Annotated in this window: 14 protein-coding genes and 1 tRNA gene; 3 read left to right on the forward strand and 12 right to left on the reverse strand. The window is 53.2% G+C overall.

Annotated elements, in window-relative coordinates:
- Positions 1-23 precede the first annotated feature (23 nt).
- The 8 genes from RDM37_RS01135 to trpS are packed head-to-tail and all read right to left on the reverse strand — an operon-like array spanning position 24 to position 5,650.
- Positions 24-1,418: a hypothetical protein gene (locus RDM37_RS01135; protein WP_308554443.1), complete on the reverse strand. Its 1,395-nt coding sequence runs from the start codon at positions 1,416-1,418 to the stop codon at positions 24-26.
- Positions 1,419-1,449: 31 nt separating this feature from the next.
- A complete protein-coding gene (locus RDM37_RS01140) occupies positions 1,450-2,067 on the reverse strand; it encodes a DUF3109 family protein (RefSeq protein ID WP_308554444.1) in 618 nt (205 codons plus the stop codon).
- Entirely contained in the window at positions 2,067-2,999 is a 933-nt protein-coding gene (locus RDM37_RS01145; protein WP_308554446.1) for a type I phosphomannose isomerase catalytic subunit, read from the reverse strand. Before RDM37_RS01145 ends, RDM37_RS01140 begins: the two co-directional genes overlap by 1 nt.
- A 28-nt stretch (positions 3,000-3,027) precedes the next feature.
- Positions 3,028-3,252 (reverse strand): hypothetical protein, encoded by a 225-nt coding sequence (locus RDM37_RS01150; protein WP_308554447.1) that lies wholly within the window; start codon positions 3,250-3,252, stop codon positions 3,028-3,030.
- 2 nt (positions 3,253-3,254) lie between these two features.
- Positions 3,255-3,608 (reverse strand): PAS domain-containing protein, encoded by a 354-nt coding sequence (locus tag RDM37_RS01155; RefSeq protein ID WP_273475009.1) that lies wholly within the window; start codon positions 3,606-3,608, stop codon positions 3,255-3,257.
- 16 nt (positions 3,609-3,624) lie between these two features.
- Positions 3,625-4,104 carry a 23S rRNA (pseudouridine(1915)-N(3))-methyltransferase RlmH gene (locus RDM37_RS01160; RefSeq protein WP_308554450.1) on the reverse strand — a complete coding sequence of 160 codons (480 nt, stop codon included), beginning with the start codon at positions 4,102-4,104 and terminating at the stop codon, positions 3,625-3,627.
- Between the two features lie 18 nt (positions 4,105-4,122).
- Positions 4,123-4,605, reverse strand: a complete 483-nt coding sequence (locus RDM37_RS01165; protein ID WP_308554452.1) for a DUF3127 domain-containing protein — start codon at positions 4,603-4,605, stop codon at positions 4,123-4,125.
- Positions 4,606-4,654: 49 nt separating this feature from the next.
- The gene (gene trpS / locus RDM37_RS01170) at positions 4,655-5,650 is read right to left on the reverse strand and encodes a tryptophan--tRNA ligase (RefSeq protein WP_308554454.1); all 996 of its coding nucleotides are present in this window, start codon (positions 5,648-5,650) and stop codon (positions 4,655-4,657) included.
- 329 nt (positions 5,651-5,979) lie between these two features.
- Between trpS and RDM37_RS01175 the strand changes: the two genes are divergently transcribed.
- Positions 5,980-9,432: a T9SS type A sorting domain-containing protein gene (locus RDM37_RS01175; protein ID WP_308554456.1), complete on the forward strand. Its 3,453-nt coding sequence runs from the start codon at positions 5,980-5,982 to the stop codon at positions 9,430-9,432.
- Positions 9,433-9,523: 91 nt separating this feature from the next.
- Here the strand turns inward: RDM37_RS01175 and RDM37_RS01180 are convergent.
- Positions 9,524-9,597 (reverse strand) — tRNA-Arg (locus RDM37_RS01180).
- Between the two features lie 640 nt (positions 9,598-10,237).
- Here RDM37_RS01180 and RDM37_RS01185 point away from each other — a divergent pair.
- Together RDM37_RS01185 and RDM37_RS01190 are read left to right on the forward strand one after the other, a co-directional pair.
- A complete protein-coding gene (locus RDM37_RS01185) occupies positions 10,238-12,289 on the forward strand; it encodes an HDIG domain-containing metalloprotein (RefSeq protein WP_308554458.1) in 2,052 nt (683 codons plus the stop codon).
- The gene (locus tag RDM37_RS01190; RefSeq protein ID WP_298886031.1) at positions 12,286-12,822 is read left to right on the forward strand and encodes a shikimate kinase; all 537 of its coding nucleotides are present in this window, start codon (positions 12,286-12,288) and stop codon (positions 12,820-12,822) included. Before RDM37_RS01185 ends, RDM37_RS01190 begins: the two co-directional genes overlap by 4 nt.
- Positions 12,823-13,145: 323 nt before the next feature.
- Here RDM37_RS01190 and RDM37_RS01195 read toward each other — a convergent pair whose 3' ends face one another.
- Genes RDM37_RS01195 through RDM37_RS01205 form a run of 3 tightly spaced genes read right to left on the reverse strand, consistent with a single transcriptional unit; the run spans position 13,146 to position 16,087 of the window.
- Complete coding sequence (locus tag RDM37_RS01195; protein ID WP_308554460.1) at positions 13,146-14,126, reverse strand: hypothetical protein; 981 nt, start codon at positions 14,124-14,126, stop codon at positions 13,146-13,148.
- A gap of 4 nt (positions 14,127-14,130) precedes the next feature.
- Positions 14,131-15,153, reverse strand: coding sequence for a hypothetical protein (locus RDM37_RS01200; RefSeq protein WP_308554462.1), 1,023 nt, complete (start codon positions 15,151-15,153; stop codon positions 14,131-14,133).
- Positions 15,143-16,087, reverse strand: a complete 945-nt coding sequence (locus tag RDM37_RS01205; RefSeq protein ID WP_308554464.1) for a hypothetical protein — start codon at positions 16,085-16,087, stop codon at positions 15,143-15,145. The genes RDM37_RS01200 and RDM37_RS01205 overlap by 11 nt, the downstream gene beginning before the upstream one ends.
- Positions 16,088-16,102: the final 15 nt, after the last annotated feature.

The raw sequence follows: 16,102 nt of genomic DNA on the forward strand, positions 1-16,102 counted from the left end.
CACAACTGATCCGTATCAACCTGCTACTCCACATCGCCGATCAGATCTGCTGTGAGTAACTTAGCGAGCTGCCGCCCACCCGCCATAGAGATATGGGTGTAGTCTTTTGCTGCCCATCCTTTGTCCACAAAGCCTTTGATACCACCGAGCGAAGCCATCGCTTCATGCGTATTCCAGAAGAGAAGCCCGTAGCGCTGCGCCAAGCGGTGCTGCAGACGCAGCACACGAGCCACCCCATTGAGCGGATGAATCTCGCCATCACGTAGCGTGGCGCGGTCGGAGAGCGACATGAGTAGGATGGTGGCGTGCGGGTAGAGCTGCTGGATATGCTCGATGCTCTTAGCCATGGCAGTGTAGTACCAGTCGTAACTGTCGTTATTATCCTCAGCACTCACCACATTAAGTCCATAGGAGAGGATGATCAGGTCGTAGGGACGGAAGCGTGAGAGCTGTGCCGTCAGAGCTGAGGAGACAGCATTAAGCTTTGCGCCAGAGGAGCCACGGAGACTGAAGTTGTCCACGGCGACGCCCGTTACACCATCGAAGCAGACGCCGTAGAAGCGTGTGCCATCGCCTCCCTCGGTGGCTATCTCAACCCGCTTGACTCCACTCTGAGGCAGGGTGTACTCGGCCATTGCTCCGTGGCTAGCGGGTAGCTCGGCACGCTGACGTTCGCCACCATTGATGCCGTAACTGATCGTCACGGGGATTGAGTCGCTCACGTAGTGGAGCGTCACGCGGTCGGCGGCACTCTTTAGCTTGTAGCTTGTGGAGGCGGCAGCGGTAGCTGTGGCAAAGGTTTCGGCCAGTGTAAAGAGAGAGCGAGACTTACTCTTATTGGCTGAGGTTTCCTGCCAAGCGCCCTCGAAGCGCTGCTGGATGCTCTGCCTAAAGCGAGCCACAGGCGAGGTGAGCGGTACGTATCCCACGCCTTGCCCGCCATAAGTCTGCTGGAGTGCCTGACGAAAAGGTGCCACCAAGATGTCACCCTCTATAAAGGAGTCACCGACGAAAGCGATATGTACTGCCCGCGAGTGCCCCTCCCGTAGCGCTGCACGCAAGCGACGCAATGCACTCTGCCCCTCGGAGTAATCCATCAGACGGCTGGAGAGTTCTAGCGGAGGAAGCGTGTCGACCGCAGCTTGCGCACGACTGGCCGAGTCTCCTATTGCGCCAGTGGAGCCCTCCAAAGCTTCTTTCGGATCAAGAGGGTTGTCTGATTCGTCTAGGGGTATGGAGAGCGTTTCCGAAGACTGGTTTGCTGTCGTGTCAAGGAGGTCACTCAGCGGGTTGAATCCCTTGAAGTGGTAGCCCGTGATAGGGCCGACAGCGACGAGTAGCTCCGAGAGTCCATACGCTAGCAGACAGCCAACGAGGAGTAGCAAGCAGCTACGGTAGAGATGATTCTTTCTTTTCATGAGCTATGCGACAGCGTACCTCAGGAGTCAATCAGCGCTTGGCGCGTCGCTCTGCTTCCGCCTCTTTGCGCCGCGCCTCTTGGAGTAGCTTGTCCGCCTCAACGAGCTGATCGTAAAAGTGTGCCCCGAAGGCGGCTATCAGCGGCTCACGCACGAATTGGTAGACCTTGATGCCGAGCTTACGGCCTCGCTCCACAGCCGCCTGACAGATGTCCCAGCGGTCGTAGTGTAGTGACGAGAAGTACTTGAACTGACGCACCCGGATCGGGTAGAGACGACAGCTGATCGGCTTTTCTAGCTGAACCTCGGGATGGGTCGAGGCGTACCACTCGATGGCGCAGCGCACCCCTTCGGGGAGTGTGGGGTGGAGTGTGAAGGCGCAGTTCTCGCCGTTCACTATAGAGAGTACTCGCTCGCCAGTTATGTCCGTGTAGCTCACGCCCTGATGATGGATCAGCTCACAGGCCTCGGGGGCTAGGTGCGGCTCAAGGAGCGAGAGGTGACGCTGATAGCTCTGGCACTCACGCTCTGTGGCAGGAGGACCCGCATCGCCATGCACGCAGCAAGCGCCACGGCATACAGCGTAGTCGCAGGCGAAGCACTCCTCAAGGATCTCAAAGCTCACCACCTTGTCATCGATCTGTATCATCACTCTGCAGGCGTTAAGGTTATCATCAAAGCTTTGCCCTCGCCAGGTGCCACCTGCATCGGGAGCGTCTCGGCGGGGAGCAGTAGCGCTTCGTGGGAAGCTAGTTGCCACGGCTCTGTGTCTTCACCGCTTAGTACCAAGATCCCAGAGATACCGACAAGGATCGCACAGCTCGTCCCTTCGGTTGTGATGAGCTGAGATGAGTTTGGTGTGGCTATCACCTCGTGACAGACGAAGCGTGGCGTACCTAAGGGCAATTGGCGAGCGTCTAGCTTATGCGGCTCTAGTGTCGCACTGTGGAGTGCCTCCTCGATGTGTAGCGTTCGCTTGGTACCCTCGTCGTCTACTCGATCGTAGTCGTAGAGACGATAGGTCGTGTCGCTTGTGTCCTGCACCTCAATCAGCATCGAGCCAGCCCCTAGTGCGTGGATCGTACCAGCCGGTAGGGCGATAGCTTCTCCTGATCTCACAGGTTCCCAGTGCAGGTAGCGCATCAGATCACCACGCTCGATGGCGGAGCGCAAGGCGTCGGCCGTCATCGGCTCGGTCAGTCCGAGACAGATGCGGCTCGTCGGCTCCGTCTCTAAGAAGTACCAGATCTCATCTTTGCCTCCCTCCTCTGGCGATGGGTGTACCTGTACAGAGAGATCTGTCGCTGCGTCTAGCAGCTTGACCAATAAGGGGAAAGCTCCACCACATCGTGCCGTCTGTCCTGGTCCTAGTAAGCGATCGCCATAGCGAGATACCAAAGCATCTAGCGAAGCCCCCTCATAGTCGGCACCCTCTGTGGGTGTCTCCTGCCCTGCGAGAGCTGAGAGTAGCCACACCTCGCCGATTTGCTTGTCGCCTCCCGTAGGGGCAAGACGACCTCCACCCCATATCTTGTGATAGTATTGGGGCGTACAACGTATCGGTGTGAGCTTACGAGACATATATATAATAGGAGAGCTGTGGCGATGGTTACTTCTCTTCGTCCTCAGAGTGCTCTAGAGCACGACGCTCCTGCTCGGTGCGGTAGTTCCTATGCCATATCCAGGCGAGGAGTGCAATCACCACAAGCGTGCCGACACTGGAGCCGACACGTAGCCAGTCAAAGGGGGCACGCTGTAGGATCCAGACCCACACGTTGAGGGCGATCCACCAGATGAGGAGGAAGTAAAGCTTGAGGCGATCTCTACGAGACATGGCTAAGCCTTTTTCTCCGGTGGCACCTGACGTACATAGTGTGCCATCTCGTGGGGGATGATCATCGACAGCTCCATAAAGCCAGCGTACTCGCCATTTTCGTACCACGGGATCTGGTAAATGAGCTTCTTCTTGTCGCCCTTTGTGATGGTGTAGACATGCTTCGTCTGGTGTGCCATCATGTCAGCGAGTAGCGAGCGTGCCGGCTCTGGGTGGCAGTCGAGGACATTCTTGCCGATCAAGCTTTGCCCTGGCTTAAGATTGACCTGACGCGACTGCTCGTTCATCTCTATAATGCGCCCCTCACGGTCACAGATCGTGACCGCGACGTCGGCCTCTTCAAAGAATGGTATCATGTGATTGGGACTCTAATTAGTCGTGATGGTAAGGCTCTCCCCGCAGTATCGTGCAGGCACGGTAGATCTGCTCGACGGCAAAGAGACGCACCATCTCATGCGTCAGTGTCAAGCGACTGAGCGACCAAGCCTGCTGCCCGTAGTGCTGTTTAAACTCAGACGTAAAGCCATAGGGCCCGCCCACCACCAGGAGTAGACGCTTAGCACCGCTATTCATATAGCGTTGCAACTGCTCCGCCCACTGACGGCTCGTGTACTCCTTGCCACGCTCATCCAGCAGGACCACCAGATCACTCGGTGTGATCACCGAGGCGATAGCCTCGCAGGTCGCCTGTTGCTGATTTGCTATGGAGGCTTGCTGCTTGCGCCGCTTAGGGTCGGGCAAGACCTCAATGTCGAAGGGTATATACCCACCGATACGCTGCCGATACTCCTCGATGAGACGGTGTAGCTCTGGCGAAGAGGTCTCACCCACTACGAGGAGTGTCGTGCGCATACGATGCAGAGATAGCTCTTAGAAAGGTAGGTCGTCAGCGTTGTCACCAGCGGCTGGGTCAAAAGATCCGCCAAACTGGTTTTGTGCCCCAGCCTCAGGAGCTTGCGAAGCGAAGCCCGTGCTAGGAGCTGATGCTGCACCGCCCTCTACGTAGGGAGCTTTGCCTGCAAAGGGGTCAGCCTCAGGCGCAGCAGCTGCAGTCTTGTCTACCTTGGAGACGCTGTAAGCGGTCACGTCTGTGTACCAGCGCTCCATATACTCACGGCTCTCTACGTCAAAGCGCACCTCGACGAAGTCACCCTCAGTGAGTGCATACTCGTCGATACGATTATTCCAAATGTTGAAGCAGATGGTGCGTGGGTACTGCGACTCAGTCTCAATGACAAAAGCACCCTTGCGCCAATCTTTGCCAGCCTTGCTGACACCCTCCTGTACGGGGAGAACGCGTATGACGGTGCCTCTTACGATGAGTGGGGTGGGTTGGTTATTGTTGCTGTCCATATCTAGTCTATAAGTAGTTATTTATTAGTCGATAGTTGTTCGTAGTTAGTTATCGGAGTGTCGGAGCAAATCCAATGATCTCTCTGACCTCCTCGATGGTCTTGCGAGCACTCTCACGTGCCTTCATAGCACCTTCGGTAGCTACTCGGTGTAGCTGCTCCTTGTCGCTAGAGAGCTCTAGGATGCGCTCTCGGATGGGTGCTATCGCAGTAAGCAGGTCAGCTGCTAGCTGCTTCTTCAGATCGCCGTAGCGTATGGAGCAGTCCGCATAGGCCTGGCGAAAGTGTGCTACCGTCTCAGGCGTGGAGACCAGATCCATAATGGTAAAAAGGTTCTCCACCGGCTCCGAGGGCTTGCTGTTTGGCTCCGTAGGACCGGCATCTGTGACAGCGCGCATCACCTTCTTCGTGATCGCCTTGTCATCTTCGTAGAGATAGATCGCATTGCCCTCACTCTTGCCCATCTTGCCGGAGCCGTCGAGTCCCGGCACCTTGATCGGCTTAGACATAGCGGTCCACGAGGCAGGCTCTGTGAAGTACTCCACGCCGTAGATCGTATTAAAGCGGCGGGCGAAGCGACGCGCCATCTCCATGTTTTGCTCTTGATCCTTGCCCACAGGCACCTTGACGGCACGCTGCAGTAAGATGTCAGCCGCCATGAGCGTCGGGTAGGTGAGCAGACCGGCATTGACATTGTCCGGTTGCTTACGCGCTTTCTCCTTAAAGGTGGTGGTGCGCTGTAGCTCACCCAGGTAGGCATTCATGTTCAAGTAAAGGTATAGCTCCAGCACCTCAGGCACATCGCTCTGACGGTAGAGAACCACCTTGCTGGGATCAAGCCCACAAGCTAGGTACTCCGCGAGGATTGTGTCTGTATCCTGCACGATGTCCCCCGGGTGTGGATGCGTGGTCAGCGAGTGCCAGTCAGCGATAAAGAAGTAGCAATCATACTGCTCCTGCATCTCTAAGAAGCTACGCATAGCTCCGTAGTAGTTGCCTATATGTAGATGACCGGTAGGTCGTATACCGCTGACGACTCGTTCCATACTGATTCTGTTCTCTCTTTATTATATAGCTATAGCACAAAGGTAGTACTTTTTGCGCTCTTGGAGCAACTGTGTAGGATCGCAATGATAAATGCCTTCGCGTCACACCTTGCAGTGAGTGTGGGTGTTCAAGTCTTTGGCGGCTACCTAAATTGCTAAATCGAGATGTCAGAATACTAATAACTGGGTATAAAAAAGCTAGTCGTGCCTAGCATCTTTGAGATACCTTTGGATGTTAAAATGAGGAGAGGACAACGATGATGGCTTTACCATCAGTAGCTAGCTCCTCTCCCGCTAGATTCGTCTACATACAGTAAAAACAAGTTGATATGAAACGTACTCTTATCGCCCCGCTACTCATGCTCGGGCTACTGCTCTGGGGACTGCTGGCTCTTCCCGCCAAGGGGATTGCACAGGCTCCAGCAGATGCTGCTACCACAGCACTCAGACAGTCTCAGGGCTGTCTCATCAAGCTCACCACGGCACGCGCTGTCGGTGAAACCATTGACATGAAGCTCATAGCTGAAAATCCTAAGCTCAAAGACATAACCATCGAGGGTGTCAAGGAGACCCCCCAGATCGGTAATAAGAAAGTGAAGTACACACTCACTAGTCAGACTATCGTACTGAGAGGATCTATCAAGAGTTTTGACTGTGGCAAGAGTCAGATCACTAAGGTCGAGTTAATCCAGTGTCCTACGCTCGAGAGCTTCTTCCTCGGAGATAACCAAATTCCCGAGCTGGACTTCACCGCCTGTGTCAAGCTGACGAACTTCAATTGCTACAACAATCAGCTTACCGAGCTGGATCTCACTCCCCTCAAGAAGCTCAAATGGTTCAACTGCTACGGCAATAAGCTCACCAAGCTAGACTTAACCTCCTGTCCTGGAGTCTCAGCCATCCGCTGCCAAGACAACCAGCTCTCCGAGATAGTTATTCCTCAGGGCTCTCTCCTCTCTGCTATCGATTGCTCTAAAAATCAGCTCGCCAAGCTAGACATGTCTCACTGCACCAAGCTCAGAAGTCTCAATTGCAGTGACAACCTACTCACTGAGCTAGACCTCTCACAGAGTCCTGCACTGGACAATCTCGTCTGCTACAATAATAAGATACGAGGCAAAGCGATGACCCAGCTTATCAAGAGTCTCGCTGACCGCTCGCAGAAAAGTACCAAGGGCAAGTTTAAGGTACACTTTAACCCTACCCAGCGACCTCAAGATGGCAATGTATGCCTTAAGAGTGACGTAGCTCTTGCGACCAGCAAGAACTGGGCCGTATCCTATGCTGATCAAGACTTAAACGATCCGGCTTACGAAGGCGAAGAAGCCCCGCTCAATGGATCCATCACGCTCACCACGAGTCGCCAGATCGGGAGCAAGATAGGACTAATCATCGAGGCGCCTGGTGCCGTCCAGATAGCGGGAGTCAAAGAGACACCTGTGCTAGGTAAGTATCAGAACTACACCCTCACTAGCCAGCAGGTCACTATACAAGGAGAGATCACCAAGCTACAGTGTAGTAGTAACAACCTCTCAGCTCTCCAGCTGGCAGACTGCCCTACGCTACGGACGCTTGTCTGTTTCAATAATGAAGTCACAGCTCTAGACCTCTCGCATGCTCCTAGCCTTGACTCTTTGATCTGCTACATCAATAAGATTGAGTCGCTAGACTTCTCTCAGACTCCACAACTGCAACTCATAGATATAGAGCAAAATCAACTTGCCTCTATAGACTTAGCACCGCTCCAAAAGCTCAAGAAGATCAACTGCGCTAAGAACAAACTCAAGGCTCTCAACCTTACCACCGCCAAGGCTCTAGAGCGTCTAGACTGCTTTGACAATCAGCTCACGCAGCTCGAGCTGCCACAGACGGCCACCCTTACCTGGATCAACTGTGGAGGCAACCAGCTATCCTCACTAGACGTCTCTGCATGTACGGGACTGCAGACACTCTCTTGCTACAAGAATCAGATACGCAAGCAGGCCATGACTCAGCTCGTGCAGGCTCTCCCAGATCGTACAGGTATGGAGCCTGCAGGGATGTTTGGAGTGCACTTTGATGAGACCAAGATGGACGAAGATGGCAATATATGCCTCCCCAGCGATGTAGCCATAGCTCGGGGCAAGAACTGGCTCGTGCGTGCTGTATCCTCTCAGACAGACTACTCTGGACTAGCTACGGGTGTCATCATGATTACCCCCAGTGAGGGCGTTGAGGAGATATCGCTGACCATCCGGGCTGTCGGCGATGTCACCATAGAAGGTGTCATAGAGGAGCCCACTATCGGGGAGAAAGCGACCTACACGCTCCTAGACAAAGTTGTCACCATACGAGGTGACATCACCTCTCTCGGATGTAGTAGCTCCAAGCTACAAGAGCTGGACCTCATCAGCTGCCCTAATCTGACGCAGCTCTCCTGCTATAGCAACAACCTCGTATACCTCTCCCTCTACAAGTGCCCTAAACTCACCTCACTGAGCTGTCACACCAACAAGATAGAGAGACTAGAGCTCGTAGAGTGTTCCAGCCTCAGCACACTCGACTGCTCTAGCAATCAAATCAAAGGCGAGGCTATGACTCAGCTCATGAAGAGCCTACCCGATCGCACGGGACTCAAGCAGGGTGAGATGACCCTCTACTTCTCTAGAGACGAGATAGACTTTGATGGCAATGTGTGCTACGATACAGACGTAGCTATTGCTAAGGCTAAGAACTGGAAGGTGGGCTTCGCTATGTCGAAAGATGAGTACGAAGGCAAGGAGTCGCCCCAAGCTAAGCAAGCCACCATCACCCTTACCACCAGTCGCCCCATAGGTCAGAAGATCTCTCTAATGATCAAGGCTGAGGACGACTTCACCGTCGAGGGGGTCGATGGAGTACCTTTTGATGGATCCTATATCAAGTACACCCTCACTAGCCAGACTATTACCATACGTGGGCGCATCACGCAGCTCGCTTGCTGGGGTAATGATCTCACAGCTATCTCACTAGAGAACTGCCAGGACCTCACGATACTAACCTGCTCATCCAATAAATTGACCACCCTAGACCTCTCGCACTGCCCCAAGCTCTCACTCCTAGCCTGTGCTAGTAATCAAATCAAAGGCGATGCCATGAAAGCTCTCGCTGAGAGTCTCCCTGATAGGAGCAACACACAGCCTGGCATCTGGCAGGTGCATAAGTCTCTAGACAAGATAGCCGAAGATGGCAACATCTGTCTCAAGAGCGACGTAGCCATTGCGACGCAACGGGGGTGGCGAGTCGTCCTCTCAGAGACCAACGAGGACTACCCTGGAGCTGATCCCAGCCCATCAACCTATATGGTAGACCTCAAGATCGGCACTGGCGGTACAGCCTCTATCACAGGCTACTCAGACCTAAAGGCAGTCCCCGTGGGGACCACGCTTACAGTCGTTGCATCCCCAGATGAGGGATACAAGCTCGCGCAGATACTTGTCAATGAGGTAGACTGCACCGAAAGCAAGAGCTTTGTCGTCAAGCAAGCAACGATAGTCCAGGTGACCTTCCAGAAGGCAGATCGCATCGAGCACGTCACAACGCCAGCTCTAGAGATTTACCCCAACCCTGTCACAGACTATCTACTCGTGCGAGGTGGAGCTGGCGAAGCTACAATACTCCTATACGATACTACGGGAGTGCTCGTCCTGACGGATCAGACCGACTGCCAAGGCTCCGCCACGCTAGCACTCGGCTCCATCCCTAGCGGGCTGTACATCCTAGTCGTAGGCGACCAGCCTATGTCCGTCCTAGTTGCCAGGTAGAGCAAGGCCAGACCTACGGTCTATCTATAAAGAAGGGAGACGCTCCAATGGTGAGTGTCTCCCTTCTCATTTGTATAGCTGTTGTGTTAAGTGACTCGGGTGGGATTCAAACCCACGACCTTCAGAACCGGAATCTGACGCTCTATTCAGCTAAGCTACCGAGCCTCGTCTTATCGCCACAAAGGTACGGAAAAAAGAGATTAGACATTAGCTGTTGGCTAGAGGCACGAGTGGCACTAGCACTCCGATCGCTCTGATGGCTCCGATCGCTCCGACAGCTCCTATCAGGACTGGCTCATTACAATAATTTAGAACTGACTACATATCAAAATGACGCCGCGTCGGGGAAAAGTGATTTCCACGTGGATATTTCGAAATCCCCACGTGGAGAATAAAAAATTCCTCCGAGGAATGAAATGAAACTTCGGAGGAATGAAATGAAACTTCGGAGGAAATGAATGACGCCCACGTGGAAAATAAAAAATATCCACGTGGAGATTTGAGATTTTCCACGTGGATATTCGAGAAAGGAGGAAATCGGACGAATTTCCCCGTAAAGATATGTAAATGGGGATTAGAGGTTAGAAGTTAGAGATTAGAGATCGGAGAGTATCGGAGCCATCGGAGCCATCAGAGTGGATCGGGGGGTATCGGAGTGGGTCGGAGCCATCAGAGTGATCGGAGTGGATCGGAGAGTGGCGGATCTCTAGCCTCTAGTCTCTAACCTCTAATCTCTAATTTAGTACCTTTGCGGTAGAGATTGTCGCGAGGGGTAGTAGCTTCCTCCACATTAGCACACAAGACTATGACACAGTTCAAGACGACACACCTATATGCCCTGCTGACCTTTATCCTTCTGGCATTGGTTATCACCCTGCTCTCGCCACATGACGAGGAAACCTTTCAGTATCAAGTGGTGGAGGGTAAGCCGTGGGTGGGTGAGGAGCTACTGGTGGCGCCTTTTACCTTCCCAATCTACAAGTCGGACGAGATGATACAGCGGGAGCGCGACAGTGTCCGTCAGACGATCTTGCCCTACTATCAGATTGACACGATCACGGCCAGTAAGATGCTGCACAAGTGGGATGAGGACTGGAGCAGTAAGTGGAGCCGTGAGGTGACGGACGATGCCTATTACTTCTACATCCGTGACTACCTCAGGGACCTCTATCGCAATGGAATCATAGAGGAGGAGATAGCCTCTAAGCTAAGGCAGGAGGATGTACTGGAGGTCAAGCTACTGAGTGCCGATCAGGTGAGCCGTCTGACTCCAGCAACGCTCTTCTCAACGCCTATGGAGGCGTACCAGCAGGCTACTGAGAGACTGCCCCAAGGGATGAGTAAGTCTATCGTCCGCAAGTTTGACCCCAGCAAGTATATCGAGGTCAATGTCTATCCTAACGAGGCTAAGACGCAACAGGTGATCGACGATGAGCTGCGCAACCTCTCTAAGTCTATGGGAGTGGTCCAAAAGGGCGAGCGCATCATCGGTAAGGGTGAGATCGTGAGTCCTCATCAGTACGACATCCTACAGTCACTGCGTCGCGTCACGGAGGAGCAGCGAGAGGGTACCCTGCGGCAGGTGCTGCCAATGAGTGTGGGGACTTTTTTGATTATAACTTCGCTACTGCTGGGGCTGTGGTTCTTCCTCTTTTACTACCGACCGCAGATTGTCAAGGAGTACAAAAACACGCTCTTCCTCTCACTGCTGATCCTCATCTACTCGATCCTGACGATCATCTTCGCTCGCTACGAATTGGGCGCGTGGGTCTATGCGATCCCGTTTGTGTCGGTAGCGATACTGGTGCGTACCTTCTTTGAGTCTCGTACAGCGATCTACGTCTTTCTCATCACGGTGCTGATTTGCGCACTCTATGTCTCATTCCCGCTGGAGTTTGTCATCATACAGTTTGTCGCTGGTATGGTGGCGGTCTTTAGCCTTCGATCGCTCTCCTCACGAGCGCAGATCATACGTGCTACCTTCCTCATCTTCTTGATATACAATGTGATGACCTGTAGCTACTCGCTGATGACAGGGGGCACACTGGGCAGTAATGATCTGAGCAATCTGCTATACTTCTCCTTCAATCTGATCTTCAATATGTTTAGCTACCTGCTCATCTACCTCATCGAGAGGACCTTCGGCTATGTGTCGAACATTACGCTCGTGGAGCTGAGCGACGTCAATCGTCCGCTGCCACGGCAGCTATCGGAGCAGGCTCCTGGCACCTTCCAGCACTCGATGCAGGTGGCACTCCTAGCGAGCGATGCGGCTACCGCTATCGGTGCTGATGCTCGCCTCGTACGTGCTGGCGCACTATACCACGATATAGGCAAGATGCGCAATGCGGCATACTTTACGGAGAATCAGGGCGCGATCAATCCGCACGACCAGCTCTCTCCCACAGAGAGTGCTGAGGTCATCATCAAGCATGTGACCGACGGACTGGCCATGGCGCAAAAGCACAACCTCCCGCAGGCGATACAAGACTTTATCCGTATGCACCATGGGCGAGGCGTAACGAAGTACTTCTACAACCAGTATTGCAACGAACATCCCGACGAAACGGTTGATGTGGATAAGTTTACCTATCCTGGCCCCAATCCGAATACTAAGGAAACGGGTATCCTGATGCTGGCGGACGCTATCGAGGCGAGCAGTCGTAGCCTCAAGGATCTCAGTAAGGAGACCCTCATAACACATGTCAATAAGATCATTGACTCAATCGTCGCTGATGGACTGCTCAACGATACGCCGCTGACCTTTAGGGATATCCAAACGATCAAGGATGTCTTTGCTGAGAAGCTCGCCACCATCTACCACTCACGTATTGCTTACCCAGAGCTCAAGCGATGACCCTCTACTTAGTAGGCTATATGAGTGCTGGCAAAAGCACCGTGGGACGTGCTCTAGCGGAGCTGCTCGGCTATGAATTCGTAGATACGGACATCTACATCGAGAGTCGCTTTCGTCAGCGGGTGTCTGACCTCTTCCGGCTACATGGCGAGGAGTACTTTCGCCAGAAGGAGCGGATGATCCTAGAGGAGATCGCCGGACTTCCCGATGCGGTCATCGCCACGGGCGGGGGGCTGCCTATCTACCATGACAATATGGACCTCCTCCTAGAGAGTGGCACCGTGCTGTACCTACGTTATAGCAGTGAGGAGCTAGCTCAGCGCTTGGAGTTGACGAAGCGTACCCGTCCCTCGGTGGCGCACCTCACGGGCGAGGCACTACGGCAACATGTCGAGGAGGCGATGCGTCTCCGTGAGCCGATCTACAGCCGTGCGCATCAGATCATCGACATGGAGGCTCTCGCCACTCGCGGCATCTCCTCAGAGGCGAAGATAGCACACTGGATCGCTCAGCAACTGCCCCCTGCCGAGTGAAGCTTACTTCCTAGACAAGTGGAGACTGTTGCATAAAGTCAACAGTCACACAGTTTTGCTTGCAAGATTGTCCAGACTTTGCAGAAAGGATGAAGCGCAAGGCGCTGAGGGTGAGGTCTGAAGGGAGCATACCTCCGTATGTGACCGAAGCCGAATCCCGAAAGCAACACAGCGATTCGCCTTTATGCAATAGTCTCAAAGGACACAAAAAAGCTGTCGCACATGATAGTCTGCCAACTTAGTGGCTTACCATAGTGCGACAGCCTTGTGCTTATAAGAGGGTGCTGGCTCTCTATCTAGAGAGCGGGACTTCCCCCCCTTGCCTAGTGCTGCATACGTTCCGATATAGAGCTAATGCTAAAGGTGCCGTCTATCTCCTCAACGGTTATCTTGCCTCGCATCAGATCCATAAAGAAGTCATAGATGCGCTCGGGTGTCAGCTCGGCTTTTTTACCAGAAGCGTCAAGTCCTAAGTCGTAGACGTCTAGTAGCTTCGTATTGAGGCTAGCGGCGGTCAGGAGGAAGTGGTTTTGCATCTTCTCCCAGTCTATGAGATCAGCCGCTAGCACGCGCCCGATGACGGTGTAGCTCCTGACGGTGAGCTGACTCTCCTCAGACGTTAGCGTACTCTTGGTCTCATCGCTACTGAGGTTCATCATGATACGTCCAGTATTTGCCGTGGGGGGGAGGCCTCTGTAGAGTGCGCCTAGATCTGCCAGGGCTAGGTTAGCTAGCGTAGTCGTCTCAGGATTGTAGATGATGGGCTCTAGCGAGAAGGCACTGGGCAGCAAGAGTGCGCAGGCACCCTCCATAGAGACACGAGGAGCATTGAAGGTGCCCATGACGGAGCTCTCTACGGATAGCTCCTTGGTAGCAAAGACACCTCCGATGACCACACAGTTGACCAGTGAGATCTCATCGGCAAAGATGCTGCCTCCGACGAAAGCATTGGTTAGTCGTACCTCCTTAGCATTGACGTCTGAGAGCATCATCACTTTGCAGTCTCTAGCGTGCGAAACAACGGATCCAATAGCTCCGACAGCCTTCTCAAACTTGATGACGCCCTTGGCACCACTCCCGATGTGCAACTCTAGATGGGCAAAGAGTGCTCCACGTATGGTGACATCTCCACTGTCGATGCTTATCTTGTGCCCGTAGACGGCTCCATCGGCGACGGTGTCCTTGCGGATGGTTATATCACGTGTGAGTTCGTTCACGTTCTTAGGTAGTATGGAGTCTAGGACTCGGTTTGTGTCAAGGACTACGTTGTCTGTATTGAATTGTATCTCCTTTAGTTCTTTCATAAGGCTAGATGGTTTGTAGGGTCTGTATGGATTGGTTTTTTGCTAGATGCAGGATAGTCTTAGCTACCCGATCATCCATGCTGTCTGAGCTTTGTATAGAGCTATTGATAAAGGAGAGGAGCCTAGTCTGGGTCTCCTCTGGTAGCTCGGTCCACTCGAGACTGTTATCGAGGAACTGTGAGCGTAGCTGTGCGTCTAGCTGCTCGCTCTGTGCCATGCCCTCCTGAGCGTAGATGAGCTTGCTCTCGGCATTGCTCTGGGGGGTGCTGCCCTCTAGATAGAGTATGGGGAGCATAATCTCCTCGTTTTCCCCTCTCTCCTCGAGCATATTGCTGAGCTTGCTTGTGAGGGTGTAGGTACGCTCTAGGTACTCCCTCACTCGGTAAGTCATCTCTTGGGTTGCCTGCTTGAGATGCGATGAGGTCAGTGTCGCCTCAAGACGACGATTCTCCTCGGCCGATATGGTCGCTATGCCTAGTGTCTCAGTCGCTACACTTCGGTCGACAACCGCTTCGGCATCTTCGGCAAAGAGCATAGCGGCCTTGTCTAAAGTTTTGATTCTCGACTCTAGCTCGTGATTGAGATCCGCAAAGATCTTGGCATATCTCTCGGAGATACGTCTGTAGTCGGTCTCCATCTGCGTCTGCTTGGATGCGCAGCTATCCTTATAGCTTACGAGCTGCATCATGAGCGACTCACAAGACGCCTGCAGCTCCTGAAGACGTAGGGAGAGGTCTCCACCGAGATAGTCAAAGAAGTTCTTGACGATGCTGTTTGAGATCTTGGTGGCTGACTTTTCCTTTGCTAAGACATGTGCTGCTTCTGTCGCAGCGACAGAGGCGGTGAGTGCATCGACCCTATCGCGGCAATAGGATACGCTCTGGTCAAACTCGTCCGTATCCACATCAATGGAGATGGTGATAGGCACTGAGCCGGAGTAAGACTTAGTTCCGCCACTTTCACTACTAGGGTATGATACGGTGCCCGAGTAGTGAACCCGTCCAGTATAGGTCTTCCTATAACTCATAACCTTCTGAATCTAACTGTTGGATAGACTGTGCACGCTGAAACATCTTGCTAATCTCCTCCTTGACACGAGGATCCTCGTCTCTATCTGCAAGCAGCTGTCTAAACTCGGTGTCTACTCGCTCTCGTTCGCTCGGATCACCCTCTGACCACGAGCCATGCAGGACGGCATTGATAGAGTGGTCGTGTACGGAGCTGTCTATTTTTCTGTCGATAGATTCGTTGTCACTCTTTGCCACGTAGTAGTTGATAGCCGGCTCTCCGATAGCTGTCGTAGACTCTACGATAGATATAGGGATGAGTAGCTCCTCGACGGACTCCACCTTAGTGCGATCCATCGAGGCTTCAGACTTTTGCGCCTCTAGAGCTGTCTCTCTGACATAACGCGAGATGGCGTGGAGCGTTTGCTCCGCATTCTCTTTTACCCTAGAGGCCAGTAGTGTCTGCGAGGTTAGGATAGACTCTAGCTGATTGGTCGAGATCTGTGCTGAGTTTAGGTAGGCGCGATTGTCCATTAACTTGGCATCTCGCTCGACAAGCGAAAAGACTGGTACATCAAGCTCTGCAATCCTCGCATGGAGGTTGTTATTGATACTGCTAAAGAGCTTGATATATCGTCTAGAGATGAGGTTGTAGTCAGTCGTCATACGAGCCTGTATGGCTTGTAGAGACTGAGCATACTGCACGAGCTCCCAGAGCTCAGTCTCGACGGAGCTCTTGAGCTCAGCAATCTTTTGAGAGATCTGGGCATGCATCAGGGAGTAGAAGCCCTCGTTGAGTTGGTTGCAGACTTGATCACTCGCTTTCTCCTCGGCATCCAAGACGGCAGCCTTCATGGCAACCACAGCCCCTGTCGTAACGCTCACGCCCTTGGAAACCCCGTCAATGGCATTCGCCATGGGGCTTGTGTCAACTGTAAAATTAAAATCAGACATACGGATTCTCTTTAG

It is taken from the genome of uncultured Porphyromonas sp. (assembly GCF_902489635.1).
Taxonomy (GTDB): Bacteria; Bacteroidota; Bacteroidia; order Bacteroidales; family Porphyromonadaceae; genus Porphyromonas.